Origin of the sequence: Mycetocola zhujimingii (genome assembly GCF_003065425.1) — a bacterium.
Lineage (GTDB): Bacteria > Actinomycetota > Actinomycetes > Actinomycetales > Microbacteriaceae > Mycetocola_A > Mycetocola_A zhujimingii.
On record NZ_CP026949.1, the window covers coordinates 3,073,023 to 3,095,214 of the forward strand.

Below are 22,192 nucleotides of genomic sequence, written 5' to 3' on the forward strand. Positions count from 1 at the left end.
GTTACGGGGTTTAGCTGGGCAATCGGACCCGGCGGGGAACTCGGGGGCCGGTCGCGGCGGGTTCAGGCGGGCGAACGGATGCCATCACCACGCGAAAACACCCGTTACGGTCGAGATCACCCGGCATTACGGGTGTTTTCGTCCGGAACGGGTGTTCTCGGTGAAGAGCGCGGGACTTAGGCGCCGGCGAGCGCCGACTCGTCGAGGCGCGGGTAGTCGGTGTATCCGAGCGCGCCATCCCCGTAGAACGTTCCGGGGTTGGGCTGGTTCTCCGGGTGCTCTCCCTGCCAGCGAGCAACGAGGTCCGGGTTCGCGATGGCCATGCGGCCGATGGCGACGGCATCCGCGTGGGACGAATCGATGAGCGCAATCGCCTCGTCGCGTGTCGTCACCGTGCCGAAGCCGCTGTTTGCGATGAGCTTGCCGCCGAACCGGGTGCGGAGGCCCTGCACGAGGTCGCCCGTCGGCTCGTTGTGCAGCACGCTGAGGTACGCGAGTCCGAGCGGCTTGAGGCCGTCCATGAGCGCGCCGTAGGTCGCAGCGACGTCGGCCTGATCGGTCTCGAGCGCGTCCTGGATGTTGTGCGACGGAGAAACACGGATGCCTACGCGGCCTGCGCCGACGGCATCCGCTACCGCTGTGGTCACGTCGAGCACGAAGGCCGCGCGGTTCTCGGGGGATCCGCCGAATGCGTCGTCGCGCTGGTTCGAGGCGGGGGAGAGGAACTCGTGGAGGAGGTATCCGTTGGCGGAGTGCACCTCGACTCCGTCGAAGCCGGCCTCGATCGCGCGCACTGCGGCTGCGACGAACTCGTCGCGGACGGTGGTGAGCTCGTCGGCGGTGAGTGCGTGGGGGACAGGGAACGGGGCTTTGCCCTGTGGGGTGCGCACCTCGCCGTTGATCGCGATGGCGCTCGGCGCGACGATGCGGTCGGTGCGGGTGATCGCGGTGTGGCTGACGCGTCCACCGTGCATGAGCTGCATGACGATGCGTCCGCCCTCGGCGTGGACGGCGTCTGTGACCTTGCGCCAGGCGGTGACCTGGGCGTCGGTGACGATGCCCGGCTGGCCCCAGAATGCGCGTGACTCTTCGCTGATGTAGACGCCCTCGGAGATGATCAGGCCGAGGGTGGCTCTCTGCGCGTAGTGTTCGACGACCAGGTCACCAGGGACACCGTCTTCGCCGGATCGAACCCGGGTCAGTGGTGCCATCACAATGCGGTTGGCGAGGTGGAGATCTCCGAGCGAAACGGGCGAGAACAAGTCCATAGAGTGAGAGCCTTTCGTTGCGGCCCGCTGGTGCGAGGCCTCTTGGCCCAACGGGGTTCTGGCGGCGCGTATTCCTCCGGCGGGGGAGTCGGGCGTGTCGGTGCTGGGCGGCGGGCCGGGCGCACGACATCCGTTCAACTGTCACAAATGCACCCCTCGGCGGCGGTAACCGTGCATTTGCGACCGCCGAACCACGATGCCACGGGGCCGGAGTGACGGCATCCGTTCAACTGACGCAAATGCACTGTTCAGCGGCCGAAACCGTGCATTTGCGACCACCGAAGCGACGGATGCCGCAGGGTGGGCCGCCGGCATCCGTTCAACTGTCACAAAAGCGCTGTTCAGCGGCGAAAACGGTGCATTTGCGACCACCGAAGCCCCGACGGCGGCGGAAGCGGCGGGTCAGGCCACGCGGCATCCATTCAACTGACGCAAATGCACCCCTCTGCGGCGGTAACCGTGCATTTGCGACCACCGAACCGCGGATGCCGCAGGGTGGGCCGATGGCATCCGTTCAACTGACGCAAAAGCACCCCTCAACGGCCGAAACCGTGCATTTGCGACCAACGAACCTCCGGATGCTGCGGGGCCGGAGTGACGGCATCCGTTCAACTGACGCAAAAGCACCCCTCAACGGCCGAAACCGTGCATTTGCGACCACCGAACCACGGATGCCACGGGGGCGGGGGAGCCGGACGTGCGGGACCCACGGAGGCGGCAGACCCGCCCCACGAGCGCACTGCGCGCTACAGACCGCGTCCCGACTCCCACAGGTTGTCGGAGGTGCCACTAATGAGCGTCGCCACCGAGATTGCCTGGGCGTCGGTGAGCGACGCGACGTAGTCGATGACCGCGCGCGCCTGGCCGAGCCTGGCGACTTCCGCCACTCCCGTCACTACTCCTGCCGAGGTGAAGAATTCGGGTGAGTCATCCCGTAACTGGCGGTACTCCTCGGTCGCCGCTTCAACCGAGTCGAGCAGCCGGCGCGGGGCACGAGCGGCGTCGGCCGGGTCGTTGAGCCAGCCGTGGAAGCCGTCGACGAGGGCCTCGATCACGCGGGACTGGCCACGCTGGAATACGGCGAGGTCGGGCCGGTCGAGCACGAACCGGGTGTGGACGAACTTGAGCACGACGACGTCATGCCAGGCCTGCCGGCTCAATCGCACGTGTCCACTGCGGATGTTCGGCTCCCGCTCAACCCGAATCGAGCTCTTGAGCCGGTCGATCCAGCGCCGGGTGAAGGCGGAAACCGCGCGATCGGCCTCGAGTCCGCCATCGTAGGGAATGGTGAGGAGCCCCTCGACGAGATCGCTCGTGACCCGATCGACCGCGTTGCGGAAGGCATCCACGTCGGCGATCCAGGCATCCTTCGCCTGCACCTGTCGCCACGCAGCTTCGAGCGAGTGCCCGGGGATGCGGCGAACCGCGAGCTCCGAGGCATCCAGCGCGGCAAGTGCCGACTGGGAGGCCAGCCAGCCACTGAGCTCGGCGGACACTGACGTGTACTGGAGCACTCCCGCGCGATAGAAGTCATCGAGGTCGTGCACCGAGTACGCGATGTCGTCTGCGACATCCATCACCGAGCATTCGAGGGTCTGCTGGTGCTGGGCAATGGCGGGAAAGACGTCGAGAACCTCGGCCATTTCGCGGGCGTCGACCGAGTAGGCGGAGAACTTGAGGGCGCCGTTGGCCATGTCCGAGCCGACGCCGCGGGGAAGATCTTCGGCGGGGCGGGGGCGGATGCTGCGCCATTCGTTGCGTGTCCACGGATACTTGAGCACGGCCGCGCGTACGGCTTTGGTGAGGTTGAGGCCGCGTGGGGTGGCGTCGCAGCTGTCGAGCGCGGTGAGAATGCGGAAGGTTTGGGCGTTGCCCTCGAATCCGTCGGGCAGGCCGAGTTTCTTGCGGGCAATGCGGTCGAGGACCTGTTCGCCGAGGTGCCCGAAGGGTGGGTGACCCAGGTCGTGTGCTGCGGCTGCGGCCTGGACGACGACCGGGTCACAGCCACCGAGATCCTCGATGGTGTCGCGGACATGGTCGGGAACTTCCCGGAATCCCACGGCAATCGATCGCGCAACAGCCGACACCTTGAGCGAGTGCGTGAGTCGGTTGTGCACGACGGTGCCCGAGCCGGCCTGAGGAATCACCTGGGTCACTGCCGAGAGGCGTGAAAAGTAGGGAGAGAACCTGATGCGTTCGACGTCGACGCGGAACTCATCTTCGATGTCGGTGTGTGGCTCGGCGATCGTGCGGTCGCGGCCGCCACCGGTGTGGGACTTTGGGTAGCTCAGCATGGTGTCGCCAGCCTAGCTGCGCGCCGCTGGCCCGGTAGGCCGGTTGGTCCTGTGCTCGGGTTCGGTGTAGGGGCTGGGCCGTTGCAACGGGCACCGGCTGCCGACCGCGGGCACACCGGGCACAGCCATACTGAGGAGCATGCCCCAGCACTCTGATGTCGCACCCCCGAGCCTGGTTCCTGAGCTCCTGATCACAGACCTCACGACCAGCCTCCGTTTCTGGGTCGACCTCTGCGGGTTTGAGATTCTCTACGACCGGCCGGAGGAAGGGTTCGCTTATCTCCACCTGGGTTCCGCGCACGTCATGCTCGACCAGATCGGGCTGGGTCGGGACTGGGTCACGGGCACGCTCGAGCGCCCTCTCGGCCGGGGCGTGAACTTCGAGATCGCTGTTCCTTCCCTCGACGAGATACTGGCTCGCTGTGCCGCCGCCAAGTGGCCTCTCTTCCTGCAGCCCGAAACCCGGTGGTATCGAACAGCGGATGGCGACATCGGCGTGCAGCAGTTTCTCGTGCAGGATCCGGATGGCTATTTACTTCGGTTCACGTCGCGCGTAGCTTCAACGACGGCCTGACATCGACTCCTTGCCCTGGTTGGCGTTGGGTGCTTGATGCATTGGCACGGCTACCAACGGCTGCTCATCTGCGGTACGGAGGATAATGGCGAGATGCCCAAGATCAACGCCCCCACCGTCGCCGAGCACCGGTCTGCTCGTCGAACCGCGCTCCTGCGTGCGACGGAAACCCTGTTGCTCGAATCCGGCCTCGCGGGCGTGAACCCCCGGACCGTCTGCGAACGGGCCAACCTCACTCGCTCGAGTTTCTACGACTACTTCAACTCCAAGGACGATCTCCTCGTCGCCGTTGCAATCGATGCATTCGAGCAGTGGGATCGTGAAATCGAAGCGGAGCTCAGCGGCGTCGAACGCCCAATGGACAGACTGAAGATTCTCATCGAGGCGACCATGCGCATGACGGCCGATGGCAAGCACGACATTGCCGCTCCGCTCAGGCAGGCAGACCTTGCACCGACTCACATCGACGACCTCATGACGCTTCACGACACGCTCATGAGGCCACTCCAGCGGACCATTGCAGATCTGGGCGTCGAGCAGCCAGAGCGGTTCGCTGGACTCGCACAAGGGGTGATGAGCGCTGGCATCCAGCTCGTGCAACACGGACTCGAACCGCAGGCTGTTGCCGACGACGTCTTCCGGATGCTGACAGTCGGCCTGCCGCTGCCCGAGTAGCCGCACGCGAGCGTTTCGACGAACCAGAGACGACTTCGTTTGGAAATTTTGGATTTTAGTGACACAATGTCGGTAAAGATCCCGACACAGTGTCGGCATAATCTATCTTCCACATTGAGGAAAGAAATACATGTTTCTCGCGTTACGCGAATTGCGGTTCGCCCGCGGCCGCTTCACCCTGATGGGCATCGTCATTGCCCTGATTTCAGTACTAGTCGTACTTCTCTCCGGCCTGTCCTCCGGACTCGTCAATGACGGTGTGTCGGGAATGAAGTCCATGCCCGTCACCGCCTTTGCCTTCGACGAAGGCACCATGACGGACAACGCATTCAGCCGCTCCATTGTCGATGATGAGCAGTTGACGTCCTGGCAGAACGCCGATGGCGTCGATAAGGCTGAACCAATGGGCGTCAGCATCGTCAACACAGTCACGGATGATGACACTCAGCTGGACCTGACCCTCTTCGGTGTCGAACCGGACGGCTTCCTGGCACCCGAAGTGTCGTCGGGCGAAAAGCTCGGTGACGTCGCCGGCATCATCGTTTCTCAACCGCTCGAGGACGCCGGAGTCGAACTCGGCACCGTCGTGACCCTCGACCGAATCGACCTCGAACTCACCGTTGTCGGTTTCACCGAGGGGCAGTCGACCTTCGGCCACGTCGATGTCGCCTACCTCCCGATCGAGACCTGGCAGTTGATCGCGTCGAACACAGCTGAGGCGGGAGTCCCGACCGCGTCGGCCATCGACACTGTCGACTACCCGTACTCCAGCGTTGTCGCTATCCAGGCCGCTGATGGCGAAGAGCTCGACTACGCCGCGTCGGACGACGCAGCGGGCACGACGAGCATGACCCTGAACGAAGCGTTCAACGCTTCTCCCGGCTACGAGGCCGAGACGATGACACTCACCATGATCCAGGTCTTCCTGTACGTGATTTGCGCCCTCGTCGTCGGAGCATTCTTCACGGTCTGGACCATCCAGCGCTCGCACGACATCGCGGTCCTCCGCGCTGTCGGAGCGTCGAGCCGCTACCTGCTGCGCGACAGCCTGGCCCAGGCGGCGATCCTGCTCGTCGGCTTCACGATTGTCGGTGTCGCGGCGGGCGTCGGACTCGGCGCATTGATGCCGAGCGCAATGCCCTTCGCTCTCGAGGCAACTCCCATCGCCATAGCATCCGTCACCACCATCGTCCTCGGCCTTCTCGGTGCCGCCGTCGCCGTTGTTCGCATCTCTCGCATCGACCCGCTTGCCGCTCTTGGAGGACGGCGATAATGACTGCAAACACCCCAGCGCTCGATATCAGCGACGCAACCCTGGAGCTCGGCGACGGTGACGCTCGCGTCCTCGCGCTCGACTCCGTTTCCCTCCGCGTCATGCCCGGCGAGTTTGTCGCCATTGTCGGCCCATCAGGGTCGGGTAAGTCGTCCCTGCTGGCCGTGGCCGGCGCACTCTCACGACCGGATTCCGGCAGCGTGCGCGTGCACAACACCGACGTGACCACCCTGTCGAAGGGGGCGTCAGCTCAGTTCCGCCTGGAGAACATCGGTTTTGTGTTCCAGTCCGGCAACCTGCTGCCCGCCCTGAGTGCAGCGGATCAGCTTCGGCTTGTCGGCCGGCTGGCGGGCAACCCCAAGGTTGACGTGGATTCCCTGCTCGAGTCGGTGGGAATGGCTCACCGCGCCAAGCACCGCCCGGGAGAACTCTCCGGTGGCGAGCGCCAGCGCGTCGGAATCGCACGGGCCCTGGTCAACAGCCCGAGCCTTCTCCTGGTCGACGAGCCGACGGCCGCCCTCGACCGTCGACGCAGCCGCGAAGTCGTTGAGCTGCTGGCCAATCAGGCCCGCAACTCGAACGTGGCTGTCGTCATGGTCACACACGATCACGACACACTCGCGTACTGCGACCGCGTCCTTGAGATGACCGACGGCGCCCTCCTCCCGGCAGTTCCAGCCGCCGCCTGAGAACCAACATTGGTGCCATGCGCGCCAATGATCACGTAAAACCCGTGAATGGGCCGAGCAAAACCTGCTCGGCCCATTCACATTTAAGATCTCGCACTCAGAGCGCCGCCGCCTTCGCGAGCAGCACGTCACGCTGCCTCGAGTTCAGCGTCAGCGCCGCAGCCGTCGCGAACTCGGACCGCGCCTCCTCGAGGCGGCCGAGGCGCGCAAGCAACTCACCGCGCACACTCGGCAGCAGGTGGGAGCCGCGCAAGGCGCCTTCATCGGCGAGCTGATCAACAATCAGCAGAGCGGATGCCGGACCGGTCGCCATCGAGACCGCCGCAGCGCGATTCAATTCGACAACAGGATTGGGCGCGATCCGGCCCAGCGCCTCGTAGAGCAGCACGATCCGCTCCCAGTTCGTGCCGGTGACACTCGGCGCGGTCGCATGGCACTCAGCGATCGCCGCCTGCAGGGCATACGGGCCACGGCCGCGACCTGCCGCATCGGCCCGGTCGAGCGCGGCCTGCGCTCGACCGATCTGGGTGCGATCCCATCGGCTACGATCCTGCTCGGCGAGCAGGATCGGCGCTCCCTCACGATCGACCCGAGCCGCAAACCGCGACGCCTGGAACTCCATCAGGGCAACGAGCGCGTGGGCCTCTGGCTCACGTGGCACGAGTTCGGCGAGGATCCGCCCCAGCCGCAGTGCCTCATTGGCCAGGTCGTTTCGGATCCACCGGTCGCCCGAGGTTGCCGCATACCCCTCGGTGAAGATCAGGTAGATCGCACCGAGAACAGCGGACAGCCGTTCCCGCCACTCGCTCGGATCGGGTACCTCGAACGGCACGTTCGCCGCCGAGAGCGTCTTCTTCGCCCGCACGATCCTCTGCTGGACCGTCGCGACCGGAACAAGGAACATTCGCGCAATCTCCTCAGTGGTGAGACCACCGACGATGCGCAGCGTCAAGGCGATCTGCCCCTCACGGCTGAGTACGGGATGGCACGCGGTGAAGATCAGACGGAGGATGTCGTCATCGATCGGCTCCCAGGCATCCGCTGCCATGCCCTCACCTGCCGGGCCGCTCTCGAGCTCGTGACCCATCGCCCGGTAGCGCTCATCGAGGCGTTCACGCCGACGCCAGCCGTCAATGGCCTTCCGCTTCGCGACGGTGGTCAGCCAGGCCGCCCCGTTCCGCGGCACTCCGGATTCCGGCCACTGCACAAGGGCATCGGCAACGGCCTCCTGTGCGAGATCCTCAGCGAGACCGAGATCGCCAGTCACTCTCGCGAGCGTTGCAACGATCCTCGCACCCTCGATGCGCCAGAGTGCATCGAGGGTGCGCTTCACGTCAGTCATGTCGCACCGACTCAGGCCAGCTGCTCGCCGCGTTCGGCCCGCCAGGCAGCCTCCTGCTTCATGGCGGGGGTGTCTGCGTAGTCCGCGAAGTCGCTCATCTCGGTCACTCGACGGACCTCGATCTTCGAGCCAGGCCCGAGCGGAACACGGCTCGCCCACTCGGCTGCTTCTTCCTTCGAACCAACCTGGATGATCCAGAACCCGTTGAAGAGTTCATGGGTTTCGCCGTAGGGGCCGTCGGTGACGACGGGGGTGTCGGTCGAGAAGTCGACGACGAAGTTATCGGTCATGTCGTCGGCGAGTCCGTCACCGCCGAGCAGAACACCGGCCTTGATCAGCGACTCGTTGTATGCGCCCATCGCCTCAAGAATTTCCTCGAACGGCCGTGACTGGTATTCCTTCTTCGCCTCGTCGGTCGACCGCATGATCAGCATGTACTTCATCAGATTCTCCCTGTGCTTGTCGGCGCCGGTTGCGCCTCTACTCAAGACGTCGAACGAGGTGCCAGCGGATCGACATCGACCCGTAATATTTTCGCGAAAGGCCGCCATCGCCCTCGTCGATCATCTCGCTTACCCCTGCCGCGCGAAAGGCGTGTGCGGTGCTGCACTTCCACGATGGCTGAGAGCGCACTGAGCAGCGGGAACTACATTGTGCTGATGACTCCATTTTCTGTTTCGGATGTTCCAGACATGATTGGCCGCACGGTGGTCGTCACCGGTGCCAACAGTGGCCTCGGCCGCTCCACCGCTCGCACGTTCGCATCTCGCGGAGCGCGAGTGATTATTGCCGTTCGTGACGTTGCGAAGGGCAACGACGCTCGGGCCACCATGAGCGGAGACATCGAGGTTCGTCGCCTTGACCTCGCCGATCTCGCCTCGATACGCGCATTCGCCGACAGTCTTGACGAACCCATCGACCTCCTCATCAACAACGCAGGTCTGATGATTCCGCCCCTCGGCCGCACGGCCGATGGGTTTGAGCTGCAATTCGGCACCAACCACCTGGGCCATTTCGCGCTGACCAATCTGCTCCTGCCCCAGATTCGGGAGCGAGTGGTTACGGTGTCCTCCACCGCCCATCGGGCCGGATCGATCGACTTCAACGACCTCAACTGGGAGCGACGGCGCTACCGGGCCATGGCCGCATATGGACAATCGAAGCTCGCCAACCTGCTCTTCACCGCCGAGTTGCAACGACGACTCACGAAAGCTTCGTCGTCGGTGATCGCGACCGCCGCACACCCCGGCACAGCTGCGACCAATCTGGTGAGGCTGTCGGGCAAACGACCGACACTCGATGCGGTCACCCGAAAACTCACCGGGTTGCTCTTCCAGAGCGAGGACGACGGCGCGCTTCCCACTCTCTTCGCCGCAGTGTCAGACATTCCGGGCAACAGCTATGCCGGCCCGAGCGGCTTCCTTGAGGGGCGCGGTGCACCAGAACTGGTCGAGCGCTCACGACGCGCTCGAGATCACGCGGTCGCCCGTCGGTTGTGGACCGTCTCCGAAGAGCTCACCGGGGTGAATTTCCCGCTGTCCCGCGTCACAGGTTGACGTATCTCGCCCGTTGGCGACCACTTCACCCCATTGCGCGACGGCACCGACGGGTGCGCTAATGGACCAGTCCGGAAGGGATGCCCATGCGCGAGATCACCGCGAACGTCTATCAGCTCGAGAAGTCGAAGGGAGCAAACGGGTACGTGGTGCGGGGCGGCGGGCGTACGGCGCTCATCGACCCGGGGATGGCCTCGGGTCATGACCAGGTCGTTGCCGAATTGCGTGACGCACGGCTTCACACCGGCGAAGTCACCGACATCCTGCTCACTCACTACGACTTCGACCACTCACAGGTCGTGAAGCGCCTGCAGGCAACGCTGGATGTGCCGGTCTGGATGAGCGCGACGGATGCTGCGCTCATGCGGGGCGACAAAGCCGCACCCACCGCATTCCGGCGATTCATCAAGCGCGTCGTCTCGCTCGAGTACCCAACTGCTGTGACGGAGATCACCGGTGATCGCGACGTGTTCCCCGGATTGCATGCGTTCGCAACCCCGGGTCACACTCCCGGCCACACAGGTTTTCGCTGGGACAACGTGCTCTTCAGCGGGGATGCCGTCGCCGTCACGAAGACGGGTGACCTCAAGCAGTTCTTCTCCATCACGATCAGCGACAAACCGGCCGCGCTTCGGACGGAAAAGCTGTTGCGTGGGATGATCCGTGCCGAGAACATCGAGTGGATCTGCGCGGGGCACAACCCGCCGACGAAGGCTGCGGCGAACCTTTCCTGACCGCCGTTGCAGGTGGCGCTACCCCACTCCGGTCACTCGCCCAGCGCCGCGCGCAGCCGGCCGCCAGCATCCGTCAGCCGCTGTTCGGCCGCATCGCGGTCGACGCCGAGCCGCAGCATCACCGCAGCGATCTTGACGTTGAAGCCAGCGGATTCGAGGGTCGCCGCCGCGACAGCCCGGTCCACGCCGGCGATGTCCGCAACCATGCCGATCGCGCGTTCCCGCAGCTTGTGGTTGCTCGGGTTGAGGTCGACCATGAGGTTGCCGTAGGTCTTGCCCTGCTGCACCATCACGATGGTCGAGAACATGTTGAGGACGAGTTTCTGAGCGGTGCCCGCCTTGAGCCGGGTGGATCCCGCGAGCACCTCCGGTCCGACGGCAACCTCGATCGCGTGCTCTGCAACGGCGCTGAGCGGGGTATCGACGTTGCAGGACAGCCCCACGGTGAGCGCGCCACGCTCGCCAGCGCGACGAACCGCAGCGATGACGTAGGGCGTGCGGCCGCTCGACGCGATACCGATGACCGTGTCGTTCGGTGTGATTCCGGCCTCATCCATCGCAGCGGAACCGGCCAGCTCATCGTCCTCAGCACCCTCAGCGGGGTGAACGATCGCGGATGGCCCACCGGCGATGATTCCGACCACGAGTGAGGGCGGGGTGCCAAAGGTCGGCGGGCATTCAGACGCGTCGAGGATGCCGATGCGTCCTGGCGTGCCGGCGCCGACGTAGAGCAGGCGGCCGCCACGCGACATCCGTTCGCTTGCCGCTTCGATTGCTGGTGCGATCTGGGGGAGTGCACGGGCGACGGCGGCGGGGACCTCGGCGTCTGCGGCGTTCATCGTCGCCGCCAGTTCGGCCACGGACATCCGGTCGATGTCGCTGTACCGGGAGTCGACAGACTCGGTCGCGAGGCCGGCCAGGTGTTCGTTGAATATGCTCATCGTCGGGCAGCGTCTCCATGCGTAGGATGCCGTGCGCGCTGCGGCAGCTGGCCGCGCGCGGCAGCATCGCCGGTCTCGTGATAGCCAAAGTGTACGGGGCGGATGCGTCGGCGCGTCGTCGCGCTCACGCCGACCGAACCGGCTGCCGCAGTATCGTCTTGAGCTTCTCGGGTGCCGTCCGGCGCGGATCACTGAGGTAGATCTCGTGGTGATCACCGTTGAAGGTGAGGCCGTTGGCCGGGAGGTACTCGTGGTGGAGTCGGGCCAGAGTAGGCGCCTCGTCGTCATACGAACCGATGTGCAGGATCTGCACCGACGTGCCCTCGGTGAGGTCGAGTAGGCGAAGTTGGTCGACCGCAGGGATGCCTTTCTTCGTCTTCGTTGCCGTGATGGCGGCATCCGTCATTTCAGCAGTGATCCAGTCGGGCAGGCTGATCATCATGGTCCAGTCCCAGGCGTCTTTCTGCCGCTGGGTGAAAACCACCGGGTCGTCTGCGCGCCACAGCCCCTCCAACGGCGCGACGACGAAGTCACGGCCGAGCTCTTTCTTGCTCGCGAACTTCAGCGCGTACGCAACGGGGTAGAGCGCTTCGATCGCCGCGGCGTACTCCGGTGAGGTGTTCGGGTCGCCGTGCCCGTCGATCGCGAGGTACTGCATCCGCGGCACGTCGACGACCGAGAAGTCCTTCGGCGAGGGCGAATACAGCTCTTTGAGGGCCACCTTGACGTCGTATTTGTCCACGTTGCTCCTCCGCTCGTGTCAGCTGTAGCTGACCCACACCATCAGGGCGCCCGCCAGGATCTTGAGCACCCCGTCGATCGCCCAGAACACGCGCAGGTCGACGCTCGTCATCCGCAGGCCGATCAGGGCATTGATCATGCAGACGATCGCCAGCAGGGCGCAGATCGGGCCGTGACTGAAGCCCAGGATGAGGAAGTGGGCGCCGACGATGAACAGCATCCACATCCAGAACGGGCGGGAATCCAAGTCGGGGAACTTCCGCACGACAACACTGACCAGGTAACCCTCGACAAGAAAGGCAATGGCGAGCACAATCCACTGCCAGATCGGCGGCCGCACGCCCTCGTCGAAAATGATCCGGGTCGCTCCGCCGACGGCCATGATCAGGATGCCGAGGGCAGCGCCCGCGATCAGCGCGATGATGCGCCACTTGCGATCGCCGAACGCCCCGACGAGGATTCCGAGACCGATGGCGATGAGGAACGCGCCGCCGCCGCGCATGAGCGGGAAGAGCTCGGGCATGTTGGTGAAGATGTCCACGGGCCGAGTCTGACAGCGCGTTGCGCGTGCCGGAACCCACGGTTGTCTCTTTTTTCGACGCACAGGGCGGCCTAGGCTTCCGGTCATGACCGTGACGGACTGGTTGCTCGACTCCGACCCCGCGATCCGCTGGCAGGTGATGAGCGATCTGCTCGACGAGCCGGCCGAGGCGGTGGCCGCCGAGCGGTCCCGCGTCGCGACCGAGGGGTGGGGTGCGCGGCTGCTCGCGCTGCAGGCCCCCGACGGGCAATGGGATGGCGGCACCTACAACCCCGCCGAGGAGACCGACCCGGACGCGCCTGGCCAGCCCTGGACCGCCACCCACCACACCCTCGTTCTGCTCCGTGAGCTTGGGCTCGACCCGGCGAGCGCCGAAGCCCGGAGGGCGATCGGGTTGGTGCGGGAGAACAGCAGGTGGGAGCACGACGACGAGAAATACTTCGACGGCGAGGTCGAGCCGTGCATCAACGGTCTAGTGGTCGCGATCGGCGGCTACTTCGGTGAGGCCGTGCAGAGCATCGTCGACCGGCTCCTCGATGAGCAGCTGGATGACGGTGGCTGGAACTGTGAGGCCGAGTTCGGGTCGACGCGGTCGTCGTTTCACACGACCATCGCTGTGCTCGAGGGGCTGTTGCAGCACGAGCAGTCGACGGGTGCATCAGCCGAGGTCTCCGCATCACGACGGTGGGCAGAGGAATACCTCCTCGAACGACGGATGCTCTGGCGCCTGTCGACGGGAGAGGTCGCCGATCCCGATTTCACCCGTTTCTCGTTCCCGACCCGCTGGTTCTATGACGTGCTGCGGGGTCTCGACTACTTCCGGGGCGCCGGGGGTGCGCCGGACCCGCGACTGGACGAGGCGCTCACCCTGGTCGAGAGCGAGCGCGGTGCCGACGGTCGCTGGTCACTCGAGAACCCGCACCCGGGCAAGGCGCACTTCGAGCTAGAGGCGGAGGGCGAGCCGAGCCGCTCGGTGACGTTGCGTGCGCTGCGGGTGCTGGAGTGGGCGGGGGAGCGGAACTCGCTAAGCGCCTGCCTCGGTCTTATGGGCTCATATCTGCTCGAACCTCGAACAGGTGGACCCCGCACTGGGGCCTGCCCTGTTCTCCGCAGCGACCCTAGATTTGGGTGTCGCTGCCGGACGAGGGGGTCAGATGAGTCGGGAGACCCATTACGACGTTCTCGGCGCGACACGCACGTCAACTGCTGCTGAATTGAAGCTGGCCTACCGGCGAGCGCTGCGCACGAGCCATCCCGATGTGGGAGGTTCGGCCGATAGCTTCCGCCGGGTCCAGACCGCATGGGATGTGCTGAGCAACTCCGCTCGTCGCGCTGAGTATGACCGCATGCACATGCCGCAGCCTTCCGCTCCCCGAGCTTCTACATCCGCCCCGCCAGAAGGCTCGACACGTCGAGAGCGCACCTCATCGCGTCGTGCCGCTCGGCAGACATCCGCACCTCGCCCCAACGAGAACGCGACACCGACGTTTGCAACGACACATGGGCATCCGGGTGGGAGCTCGCGGGCAAGATATCTCGACCTCGCTCGCGACTGGATGCTCTCACCGCGACCGCCAGGGGCGCCTGCCAAGCCACCGCGGATCCGGCACACGCAAGACCGGTTCCTGCACATGTGGGGTGCCGTTTGTCTGCAGCTCTTCTTGCCGATCGCTGCTATCGTGGCGGCTTTCGCTGCGGTCGCGGCAGCCACGGGTAATCCGCCCATCATCCCGGCATATGCGGTGTTCCCGGTGCTGGGACAAGTCGCGCTCAACATACTCTCTGTGGCCTTTGTCTGTGGAGGCATTGTTGCGACGATGAGGCTGTTCACGAGCGAGAAACGTGCTGAAGTTCGACGGGTTCGGTCGAGCAACCGACACATCTATTCGGTCGCCAAGAATCAATTCGCAGTTGATCTGGCGAATCGTCCGGCCGACCCGGGGGTGTTCCTTCACTCGCCATTCGCCGCAGACTCGGTGAGAATCGCGCCGAGTCACGCGCGGGCTCATCTGGAGCGGGCGCTGGCGCAGGAGGCAATAGCAACCGCGTTGAAGACCCTCAGTGCTGAATTCACGGTCTGGCACGACGTTCAACTCGGGGAGGCGCAGGTGTATGCGTCGCACCTTGTCGTCGGCCCGCAGGGTCTTTTCCTCGTGGAACCGCTGACGGAGCGGCAGCGAATCGATGCCGATCACATCGGACGGATTGCAGCAGCCATCGGAGTGGCGGGAGTCTCAGGCGTGCTGTTCGTTGATGTGGATCCGGCCGCGATAAACGCACCACCGGCGAAGCTCGGTGAATGGCCTGCCCAGGCGTGGCGTGTCGGCGTCATCCGAGTCGCACCATTTCTCGGTGGCGGGGTCGATGGAGTCGAGCGTGGAGAACCGTGGGAGATGCGCCAATTGGTGGAGCGGGTCGTGCGGCGAACCGGGGCGGCGTAGCAGCGAGATCTCTTATCAAGGCGCACGTTGCCGTCGGTCGGCACGTGGATCATTCAACGCACGAGTCGCTGAATCAGAAGGCCCATACACGCGCTTCGACCCCCAACTCCCTCGGCGAGCCCTCGGTATTGTCCTCACGCTCACGATCCACCCGGAGCCTTGCTGTATAGCATGACGATATGACATCTCTTTTCCGCTCCTCAACGAAGGCGGCGAGGGTCAGCAAGGGTGTAACGGGCCTCTGCGACGAGATCGCAACAGCAACAAAATGGCGTCTCAAGGCCAACCTCATAACCGTATAATGCGATGACGATGAGAGGAAGGCCTAATTCGCAGGTACCTCTTTAGGGACTTCCCACAACTGATCACGCTTGTAACTGAGCGCATCCACGGACAGTGCATGTAGCTCCTCACGCAGCGCGCTCGGGCCCCTTGCCTGATAGGCGGACAAGGAGGTCTTGTCGAGCAGAATCACCTGAATTGAAGTTGTCTCCGCCGCCTGCTTCGCATACTCGCGAACTGTCTTCGAGAATGTGCTCGTAGTTACTATTGCTACAACTTGCGCGCGAAGCAGCGTTGCCATACCAATTTCTTTGGCAAGCACCGACACCCCCACAGGTGCGGTCTGGTTCTTGCATTGAAATAACCAGCGTGAAAAGTGAAGGTGTGCCGCCTCGGCCACGAGATCCACCTCGGCACCACCAGTTTGGCTGCTTCTGAGCCGTAGGTCCGCAGGAAGTAGACCAATGTCAGAAGCCAATCGAAGCGAGAGAAGCTCGAGCGCAATCCCTTTGGTTCCGGTGTCTGCTGAACCGAGGTCCCTCAAAATTTCCTGCGTGGGCAGGCCAATATGTTCCTGTAGCTCAGTCGGAATGTTTCCTAGCTGTAGGCCGTCGACGAGATCACCGTCCATTGCCAACGTCTTCGCCGTCGGCAACACACTTCCACCCTTTCCTCCGCGTCCCCCTTTTCCAACGACATGGGTAATCCAGCCTCCCGCTACCAGGGGATCGTAGATGGTCTTGCGAACTTGACCAGCCTCGAACTCGACGCCGCGCTGTCGCAGCATCTCAAGGAGCGTGCTCGAAGGCAGGGGTGTCCCGTTTCCGACAGCTCTAATCCGCAGGACCTCCAGGGCGGCGCGTTGAGGGAAAGTGAGAGAACGCCACGACGAGATTCCTTCGGAAGAGACACCGCTCAGTTCCACGAAGATGTCGTCGTTGACTACCCAGTTATTGTCAACCACCCCCGACGGCTCCAACCACTGTCGGAGCTTTCCCGAGTACGAACTGTTCGTCGACACACTGTAACCGCGCACGCGGAGTTCAAGATCAACGGCCTTTTTGCTTACGGCTCCATCGCGGTTACGAATACCTTTCGCAATTTCAAGCAACTCGATTCCATGGCGTTCACGCAATAAGAATGTTGTCAGCAGTTTAATCCCGTCATCGCTTGACCCCTTCTCGTTGAAGATCGCCCTACCCAGGTCGGTGAGTACCAACGGGTTTTTCGACTCCGTGATCAAGCCATATTGCCGCATCCCAGAGATGACGTTCGCAGCCCGTTTCGATTGTTGTTCCCTGCGCTCTTTGATGTCGTTCCGAGAACTCGCAGAATCGGAAAACCACTTCTGTCTAATTGTTTCAACGACTGCATCCCGGTCACCCATCTGGGCCTCGATGAGGTCAAGCAGGGTGAACAAGGACTGCACTCCCCCAAGTTGACCCGGTGTGAATTCATTTGCAGCGGGCAACTTCATGTCGGCCACCCGCAAGTCGTTGATCACGCGACAAGCCGATCATCTCGGGAACCGAGGCGAAGCAACGCAGCGACCTGGATGGCCAAAGACTCGGCGAGCAGTGGGGGGACCGCATTGCCAACCTGCCGCCACTGCTGGTCGAGCTTCCCCTCTAGATACCACTCGTCTGGAAAAGTCTGGAGACGCTTCACTTCCTCAATCCGCAAAATGCGGTTGCGCCAATGAAGTGGACCCATGTTGTTGGAGCGACGCGCCTGGATTGTCCAGGAGGGCATATCCGGGCTCAATTTCAGAAGGAAGGACCAATACCGCTTTCGCCATTCGAAGTGGGGGGTTGGATGCCCCCGTTTCGCAGTCAGAAAAAGGTAGTTATCACCCGGTGGAATCTGTTCGAGCAACTCGCGGTGCTTTCCGCCTGCTACGTGCCCCGCATCGTTGGCGTTTTCTTCTGTATCCAGATCCGAAATCGCTGAACCAGCTGTTCGCCAGGCAGGAAGCCCAGTCTTGTCGGCGATACTGGGATCGGCATGCGTCGCCTCAGGCCAGGTAAAATCTGATCCGTCAAGGGTCCCAACAATGAAGAAGCGTTGCCGGATTTGAGGGACGCCAAAGTCAGCGGCATTGAGCACTCGTGCCGTGCAGGTGTAACCCAAGTCAGCTGCTGTCTCGAGTATGTGATCCAACGTTTCTTTGTGCACCTTAAAGGCCATGCCCGCAACGTTCTCAAGCAGGAACGCTTTGGGTCTCAGCCATTTAAGGGTTTCGAGGTAGCCCGAAATCGTGACTTCGCCGACGGGGTCGCTCATAGCGCGGGGTTTGTCGGTCCGATAAAAGCGACTCTTCGAGAACGGCGGGCACGGTGGGCCGCCAATCAATAAGTCCACGTTATCCAGAGCACCCGGGCCAACGAGAGCCTCGGCGCGTTCGCGCGTAAAGTCTGCGATACTCCCCTCGAAAAAACCAGATGAAGGAAAATTGATCGCGTGGCTCTTCGCCGAGAATGGGTCGTTGTCGACCCCCATGACGATGTCGAAACCGGCGTTACGAAACCCCAAATCAAGGCCTCCGCACCCGGAGAAGAGGCTAACGGCCTTCAGATTATTCACTAGGCCGCCTTTCGCTGACAGGCGAGTGTACCCAACACGGACTTGACCATGTGCTCGGCCATCACTGAAGGCACAGCGTTACCAATCTGTCGGACTTTCTCGCGCCGCGGCCCCGCAAACTGGTAACCCGCGGGGAAAGCTTGTAGAGCCGCTAGCTCAGCAATTCGCAAGCGTCGACCCGTCCAATGGAACGGACCCGTCCAAGGTCCCGGGCTCGCGGGAATCGTCCAAGACGGCCTCTCCGGGGATAGTTTCAGAAGAAAGTTCCAATAGCGAGTCTCTGTCTCAAATGTCGGCTGGGGATGCCCCGCCCAGGCAGTGTGATGCTTGTAATTCATGCCCGGCGGGACCTCACGCAAGTGTTCAGCCCAGCGACCCTCAATAAACTCGCCCTCTTCGGCGAACTGTGGTCCGTCTAAATGCCCGATGGCATCACCCGCCGTCAACCATTTTTGTTCGCCGTCTGCGGGATCTTTCGCGTGCGTAGGCGGAGGAAGTTCTGGTTCCGAAGTCAGGGACCCAAGGAGAAAGACACGCTGACGAGATTGCGCAGCACCGTAGTCTGTTGCCGTCGCGACTACAGTGCGGGTCCTGTATCCCGCTGCCTCCGCATCGGCACGGAGCGCTTCAAACACATGCTTGTTGCGAGGGTGCAAAATACTGGGAACGTTCTCGAAAACGAACGCGGAAGCTGCAGTTTCTTCAACCAAACGCCAGAACTCGTGAACTAAGGTCCGGCGACTGTCAGGCCTTGCCACCGGCGTCTCGGTGGGCTTCAACGCCTCCTCCCCGCGGGAACGAGCGCGGCGATATGCTGCCTCGTCACCTTTGTCTATCCAATAAGCAGCCTTGCTGAAGGGCTGGCACGGCGCGCCACCGATTACTACGAGTTCGTCCCCGTGCGTTAGACCAGCCTTTACCAGAAGGTCGCTCCCTTTTAACTGTGTGACGTCCGCGTGGAGTACCGCGCCGGAGTGGAGCTCGGGATTCATGCGCATTGTCTCGCAGGAGAACGCGTCATTATCAACCGACAACCTCAGATCTGGGCCAGCTTTCTGTGCGCCAAGACCAAGCCCCCCAGCGCCCGCAAAGAGGTCTATTACCGGCAACGTGTTTTGCACAACGCACCTTTCCTGTCTTCCCATTTGATGTTACGAACCTATAGCCGGCCCCTGACACCGGAGCACGAGGTGCTTGGTCAAAGGTACCTGCACCACGGCTCACGGATTGCTTCCCACACCGCCGCTACCGCCGGATGTCCTGAGGGAAGCATTACGGTGGCGAGGAACCACTCCCTCCGGCGCAAGACGCCTTGAATGCTGGCAGGAACCAGCTCCCTGTCTGCCTCGACGAAGCGTGCCCCTACCGCCGCCCCATCCACCACTCCGGCGCCGCCGCCAGAGTCGCCGCAGCTGCCGCATCCAGGTCACTGAGGTCGCCCTCGTTCAACCAGGCCTGCACCGCACCAAAGGTACCCGACGCGGCAAAGGCCACAAACATCCGCTTCTCTGCTTCTGTGGCCGTTCGCCCATCGACGAGCGGCGCGATCTCCGGATGCCGCTCCAGGTGCGCCGTCAACGCCCGCGCACTCGACCGGATCAGCATGTCCCGAACCGGACTGCTCACCTGCGACGACAGGGCATTGCGGTAGATATCCGCGTGCGAGGCGACATGCTCGAACATGGAGACCTCGGGGCCGGCAAAGACACTCTCCCCGGTCTCGGACACCGCCGGGAGCTGCGAGGTGTGCTGCACCAGCTCCTCAACCTCTGCCTCGAGTGCCTGCACCAGGAGGGCAACAGCACTACCCGCGTGCCGATACACGGTGTCACGCTTCACACCGGCACGCCGGGCAATATCGGACATCGTGATGCTGTCGAACGGCGTCGACGCCGCGAGCTCATGAATGACCTCATGCAGCCGGGCGCGAGTACGACGCTGGCGTGGGTCAACAGCGTCATCGGTCACCCAGCGATTCTATGTCCCACGATCTATAGGGCATCTGCCCTATTGTGAAGGTGACGGCCAAAGACGGCCGCCAGTACAGAAGAGAAAGAGCAATATGCGCGCTTTGCAAATCGTGTCAGCCGGCGTCCTGGAAGTACGGGATGTGCCGGTTCCCCAGATCGGTCCGGACGAAGTCCTCGTGAAGGTGGCCGGAGCCGGCCTCTGCCACTCCGACGTCCACGTCCTCCATTCGCCCGAGTGGCCCCTGCCCAACATGACACTCGGCCACGAAACCGCTGGCCACGTTGCCAAACTGGGCAACGACGTCACCGGCCTCGCCGAGGGTGAAGCCGTGCTGGTCTACCTGGTCTGGGCCTGCGGCGTGTGCCGCCCCTGCATCGAAGGCCGCGACAACGTCTGCATCAACGCCGGCGGCCGCGACGCCATGCCTCCCTGCCCCGGCCTCGGCCCAGACGGCGGAATGGCTGAGTACATCAAGGTCAAGGCACGCTACCTCGAACCGCTCGGCGACCTCGACCCGGTCACTGCCGGACCCCTCGCCGACGCTGGCCTCACCCCGATGCACGCCATCAACGGCGCCCGCCACCGCCTCACCCCGGGCTCAACCGTCGCCGTCACCGGTGTCGGCGGACTCGGCCACATGGGCCTCCAGATCCTCAAGGCCACCACCGGCGCCCGCATCATCGCCATCGACTCCAGCGAACAGAAGCTCGAGATCGCCCGCGAGCACGGCGCAGACGAGACGTTCCTGAGCGACGCCGACACCGCCGCGAAGGTCCTCGCCCTCACCGACGGATACGGAGCGGATGCCGTCTTCGACTTCGTCGGCGTGCAGCCGACGGTCGACCTCGCAACGAAGATCATCGCCCCCGACGGCGCCCTCCGCTTCGTCGGTCTCGGTGGCGGCTCCTTCACCTACGCCGCAGACTCGCTCACGAGCACCATCCCGTGGGGCGTCGACGTCCGCCGCTCCTACGGCGGCACCCGCTCCGACCAGCGCCAGGTGATCGAGCTCGCCAAACTCGGCAAGATCTCCGTCGAAACCAAGCAGTACTCGCTCGAAGACGGCATCCAGGCCTTCGCCGACCTCGAGGCCGGCATCGTTCCCGGCCGGGCCATCCTGGTTCCGTAACCCGGCGGTCAGCGGCAGGCCTGTGGCGCAGGCCTACCGACGACACTGACAAAAACGGACGTGACGGTGCACTCTTACGAGAACGCCCCGCGGTCATTCAACGCCACAGTGCCGGTCAGAGTTCACCTCTGACCGGCACTTTTGTGTCCGGGCGACGCCCGTGCTGTTGACTCGATCTGCCGCCGTTGCCAAGCTGGACACTCGCCAACGAGAGGACAAACGTGGGTCCGCAGTTCGATTTCTTCCCGATCATCTTCGGCATCGTGGCCGCCATTATCGTGATCGCCGTGATCCTCATCGTCGTGATGAGTGTCAAAAATGCACGCAAGGTGAAGGATGCCGGTCACGACCCGTTGACACTGCACGCTGACCTCGCAAACCGCGTTCTGGACAGCGATGTCATGCGCCCGGCCCAGTCCACCGAGCAGCGGTTGGCGAAGCTCGATGAGCTGCACGCCCGAAACGTCATCAGCGCCGATGAGCATGCGTCAGCACGCGCGGAGATCATCCGCGGGAACTAGATGTACTGCGCCTGAGGTCAGGCGAGCATACGGGTGACCGCTTCGACCGCGGCGGCCCGCCTCGTCTCACTGCTGGCCCGCGCGTCGGCCGCCAGGAGGCCGATCGGCGCGAGCTGCCAGGCCTGGGCGACGGCGTAGATGATGACGAGGAGGTCGACGGCGCCAATGGCTGGCGACGCCTTTTGCTGCACCGATTCCACTTTGGCCAGATACGTCTCGAGCGGCTCGGAGGCAGCCTCGGGTCGTTCGAGCTGAGCCCAGAGGGAGATGCGCAGCACCTCGGGCCGACGCTGATGGAAATCGAAGAGGTCGCCGACCCAGGTCGGTAGATCGGACGGCTGAGGGGGTACTTCTTCCGCCATCCGCACGATGGCGTCGGTCAGCGCCGCGTCGAACAGGCCACTCTTATTGCCGAAGTAGGCGTAGATCATGCGCACATTGCTCTCGGCATCCTTCGCGATGCGGTCGACCCTGCCGCCCGAATAGCCGTGCACCGCGAACTCCGTCACTGCTGCCGCGAGAATCCGCGCCCGGGTCGCCTCCGCGTCTCGCTGCGCCATGCCCACTCCGCTCATTCAGTGCCGTCCTTGACACGCCCTCATCCCGCGTCTAGCTTATAAGTAAATGGATACTTACT

At 63.6% G+C, this 22,192-nt stretch carries 24 protein-coding genes; 12 read left to right on the forward strand and 12 right to left on the reverse strand.

Features of this window, described 5'->3' with window-relative positions; all coding sequences use genetic code 11:
• Positions 1-176 precede the first annotated feature (176 nt).
• The gene (locus C3E77_RS14720) at positions 177-1,268 is read right to left on the reverse strand and encodes an alkene reductase (protein ID WP_108392696.1); all 1,092 of its coding nucleotides are present in this window, start codon (positions 1,266-1,268) and stop codon (positions 177-179) included.
• A 196-nt stretch (positions 1,269-1,464) separates the two neighbouring features.
• Between C3E77_RS14720 and C3E77_RS14725 the strand changes: the two genes are divergently transcribed.
• On the forward strand, positions 1,465-1,698 hold the full coding sequence (locus C3E77_RS14725; RefSeq protein ID WP_108392698.1) for a hypothetical protein: 234 nt from the start codon (positions 1,465-1,467) through the stop codon (positions 1,696-1,698).
• Between the two features lie 316 nt (positions 1,699-2,014).
• Here the strand turns inward: C3E77_RS14725 and C3E77_RS14730 are convergent, their stop codons facing one another.
• Positions 2,015-3,562, reverse strand: a complete 1,548-nt coding sequence (locus C3E77_RS14730) for a deoxyguanosinetriphosphate triphosphohydrolase family protein (protein WP_108392700.1) — start codon at positions 3,560-3,562, stop codon at positions 2,015-2,017.
• A 139-nt stretch (positions 3,563-3,701) separates the two neighbouring features.
• Between C3E77_RS14730 and C3E77_RS14735 the strand changes: the two genes are divergently transcribed.
• The 4 genes from C3E77_RS14735 to C3E77_RS14750 all read left to right on the forward strand — a co-directional run bounded on the left by C3E77_RS14735 (position 3,702) and on the right by C3E77_RS14750 (position 6,773).
• Complete coding sequence (locus tag C3E77_RS14735; RefSeq protein WP_108392702.1) at positions 3,702-4,136, forward strand: bleomycin resistance protein; 435 nt, start codon at positions 3,702-3,704, stop codon at positions 4,134-4,136.
• A gap of 93 nt (positions 4,137-4,229) precedes the next feature.
• On the forward strand, positions 4,230-4,811 hold the full coding sequence (locus C3E77_RS14740; protein ID WP_108392704.1) for a TetR/AcrR family transcriptional regulator: 582 nt from the start codon (positions 4,230-4,232) through the stop codon (positions 4,809-4,811).
• A 130-nt stretch (positions 4,812-4,941) separates the two neighbouring features.
• Positions 4,942-6,084: an ABC transporter permease gene (locus C3E77_RS14745; RefSeq protein ID WP_108392706.1), complete on the forward strand. Its 1,143-nt coding sequence runs from the start codon at positions 4,942-4,944 to the stop codon at positions 6,082-6,084.
• Positions 6,084-6,773, forward strand: a complete 690-nt coding sequence (locus C3E77_RS14750; RefSeq protein WP_108392708.1) for an ABC transporter ATP-binding protein — start codon at positions 6,084-6,086, stop codon at positions 6,771-6,773. Before C3E77_RS14745 ends, C3E77_RS14750 begins: the two co-directional genes overlap by 1 nt.
• 97 nt (positions 6,774-6,870) lie before the next feature.
• Here C3E77_RS14750 and C3E77_RS14755 read toward each other — a convergent pair whose 3' ends face one another.
• Positions 6,871-8,115 (reverse strand): RNA polymerase sigma factor, encoded by a 1,245-nt coding sequence (locus C3E77_RS14755; RefSeq protein WP_108392710.1) that lies wholly within the window; start codon positions 8,113-8,115, stop codon positions 6,871-6,873.
• An 11-nt stretch (positions 8,116-8,126) separates the two neighbouring features.
• Entirely contained in the window at positions 8,127-8,558 is a 432-nt protein-coding gene (locus C3E77_RS14760) for a YciI family protein (protein WP_108392712.1), read from the reverse strand.
• A 216-nt stretch (positions 8,559-8,774) separates the two neighbouring features.
• Between C3E77_RS14760 and C3E77_RS14765 the strand changes: the two genes are divergently transcribed.
• Together C3E77_RS14765 and C3E77_RS14770 are read left to right on the forward strand one after the other, a co-directional pair.
• Positions 8,775-9,671: an oxidoreductase gene (locus C3E77_RS14765; protein WP_108393434.1), complete on the forward strand. Its 897-nt coding sequence runs from the start codon at positions 8,775-8,777 to the stop codon at positions 9,669-9,671.
• Positions 9,672-9,757: 86 nt separating this feature from the next.
• On the forward strand, positions 9,758-10,405 hold the full coding sequence (locus tag C3E77_RS14770; RefSeq protein WP_162925038.1) for an MBL fold metallo-hydrolase: 648 nt from the start codon (positions 9,758-9,760) through the stop codon (positions 10,403-10,405).
• Positions 10,406-10,437: 32 nt separating this feature from the next.
• On the opposite strand, the gene murQ is transcribed toward C3E77_RS14770, so the two are convergent.
• The 3 genes from murQ to C3E77_RS14785 all read right to left on the reverse strand — a co-directional run bounded on the left by murQ (position 10,438) and on the right by C3E77_RS14785 (position 12,628).
• Entirely contained in the window at positions 10,438-11,346 is a 909-nt protein-coding gene (murQ, locus tag C3E77_RS14775; RefSeq protein WP_108392716.1) for an N-acetylmuramic acid 6-phosphate etherase, read from the reverse strand.
• A 124-nt stretch (positions 11,347-11,470) separates the two neighbouring features.
• Positions 11,471-12,088 carry a GyrI-like domain-containing protein gene (locus C3E77_RS14780; RefSeq protein ID WP_108392718.1) on the reverse strand — a complete coding sequence of 206 codons (618 nt, stop codon included), beginning with the start codon at positions 12,086-12,088 and terminating at the stop codon, positions 11,471-11,473.
• Between the two features lie 18 nt (positions 12,089-12,106).
• Entirely contained in the window at positions 12,107-12,628 is a 522-nt protein-coding gene (locus tag C3E77_RS14785; protein ID WP_108392720.1) for a DUF6609 family protein, read from the reverse strand.
• Between the two features lie 85 nt (positions 12,629-12,713).
• On the opposite strand from C3E77_RS14785, the gene C3E77_RS14790 reads away from it, so the two are divergent.
• The 3 genes from C3E77_RS14790 (at position 12,714) to C3E77_RS15745 (ending at position 15,371) form a co-directional block, all read left to right on the forward strand.
• Positions 12,714-13,841, forward strand: a complete 1,128-nt coding sequence (locus C3E77_RS14790; RefSeq protein ID WP_335583235.1) for a prenyltransferase/squalene oxidase repeat-containing protein — start codon at positions 12,714-12,716, stop codon at positions 13,839-13,841.
• Complete coding sequence (locus tag C3E77_RS15850; protein WP_108392722.1) at positions 13,783-15,069, forward strand: J domain-containing protein; 1,287 nt, start codon at positions 13,783-13,785, stop codon at positions 15,067-15,069. The genes C3E77_RS14790 and C3E77_RS15850 overlap by 59 nt, the downstream gene beginning before the upstream one ends.
• A 179-nt stretch (positions 15,070-15,248) precedes the next feature.
• Complete coding sequence (locus C3E77_RS15745) at positions 15,249-15,371, forward strand: hypothetical protein (protein ID WP_257791001.1); 123 nt, start codon at positions 15,249-15,251, stop codon at positions 15,369-15,371.
• A gap of 23 nt (positions 15,372-15,394) precedes the next feature.
• Here the strand turns inward: C3E77_RS15745 and C3E77_RS14800 are convergent, their stop codons facing one another.
• From C3E77_RS14800 to C3E77_RS14815, 4 genes are all read right to left on the reverse strand, one after another.
• The gene (locus C3E77_RS14800; RefSeq protein ID WP_108392724.1) at positions 15,395-16,855 is read right to left on the reverse strand and encodes a restriction endonuclease; all 1,461 of its coding nucleotides are present in this window, start codon (positions 16,853-16,855) and stop codon (positions 15,395-15,397) included.
• Positions 16,852-17,934: a DNA cytosine methyltransferase gene (locus C3E77_RS14805; protein WP_198412163.1), complete on the reverse strand. Its 1,083-nt coding sequence runs from the start codon at positions 17,932-17,934 to the stop codon at positions 16,852-16,854. Before C3E77_RS14805 ends, C3E77_RS14800 begins: the two co-directional genes overlap by 4 nt.
• Positions 17,934-19,079, reverse strand: a complete 1,146-nt coding sequence (locus C3E77_RS15825) for a DNA cytosine methyltransferase (protein WP_108392726.1) — start codon at positions 19,077-19,079, stop codon at positions 17,934-17,936. The genes C3E77_RS14805 and C3E77_RS15825 overlap by 1 nt, the downstream gene beginning before the upstream one ends.
• Positions 19,080-19,296: 217 nt before the next feature.
• On the reverse strand, positions 19,297-19,902 hold the full coding sequence (locus tag C3E77_RS14815) for a TetR/AcrR family transcriptional regulator (protein ID WP_108392728.1): 606 nt from the start codon (positions 19,900-19,902) through the stop codon (positions 19,297-19,299).
• 94 nt (positions 19,903-19,996) lie between these two features.
• Between C3E77_RS14815 and C3E77_RS14820 the strand changes: the two genes are divergently transcribed.
• Both C3E77_RS14820 and C3E77_RS14825 read left to right on the forward strand, forming a co-directional pair.
• A complete protein-coding gene (locus tag C3E77_RS14820) occupies positions 19,997-21,034 on the forward strand; it encodes an NAD(P)-dependent alcohol dehydrogenase (protein ID WP_108392730.1) in 1,038 nt (345 codons plus the stop codon).
• Positions 21,035-21,255: 221 nt separating this feature from the next.
• Positions 21,256-21,555: an SHOCT domain-containing protein gene (locus C3E77_RS14825; RefSeq protein WP_108392732.1), complete on the forward strand. Its 300-nt coding sequence runs from the start codon at positions 21,256-21,258 to the stop codon at positions 21,553-21,555.
• A 17-nt stretch (positions 21,556-21,572) separates the two neighbouring features.
• On the opposite strand, the gene C3E77_RS14830 is transcribed toward C3E77_RS14825, so the two are convergent.
• On the reverse strand, positions 21,573-22,130 hold the full coding sequence (locus C3E77_RS14830; protein WP_198412165.1) for a TetR/AcrR family transcriptional regulator: 558 nt from the start codon (positions 22,128-22,130) through the stop codon (positions 21,573-21,575).
• Between the last annotated feature and the right edge of the window lie 62 nt (positions 22,131-22,192).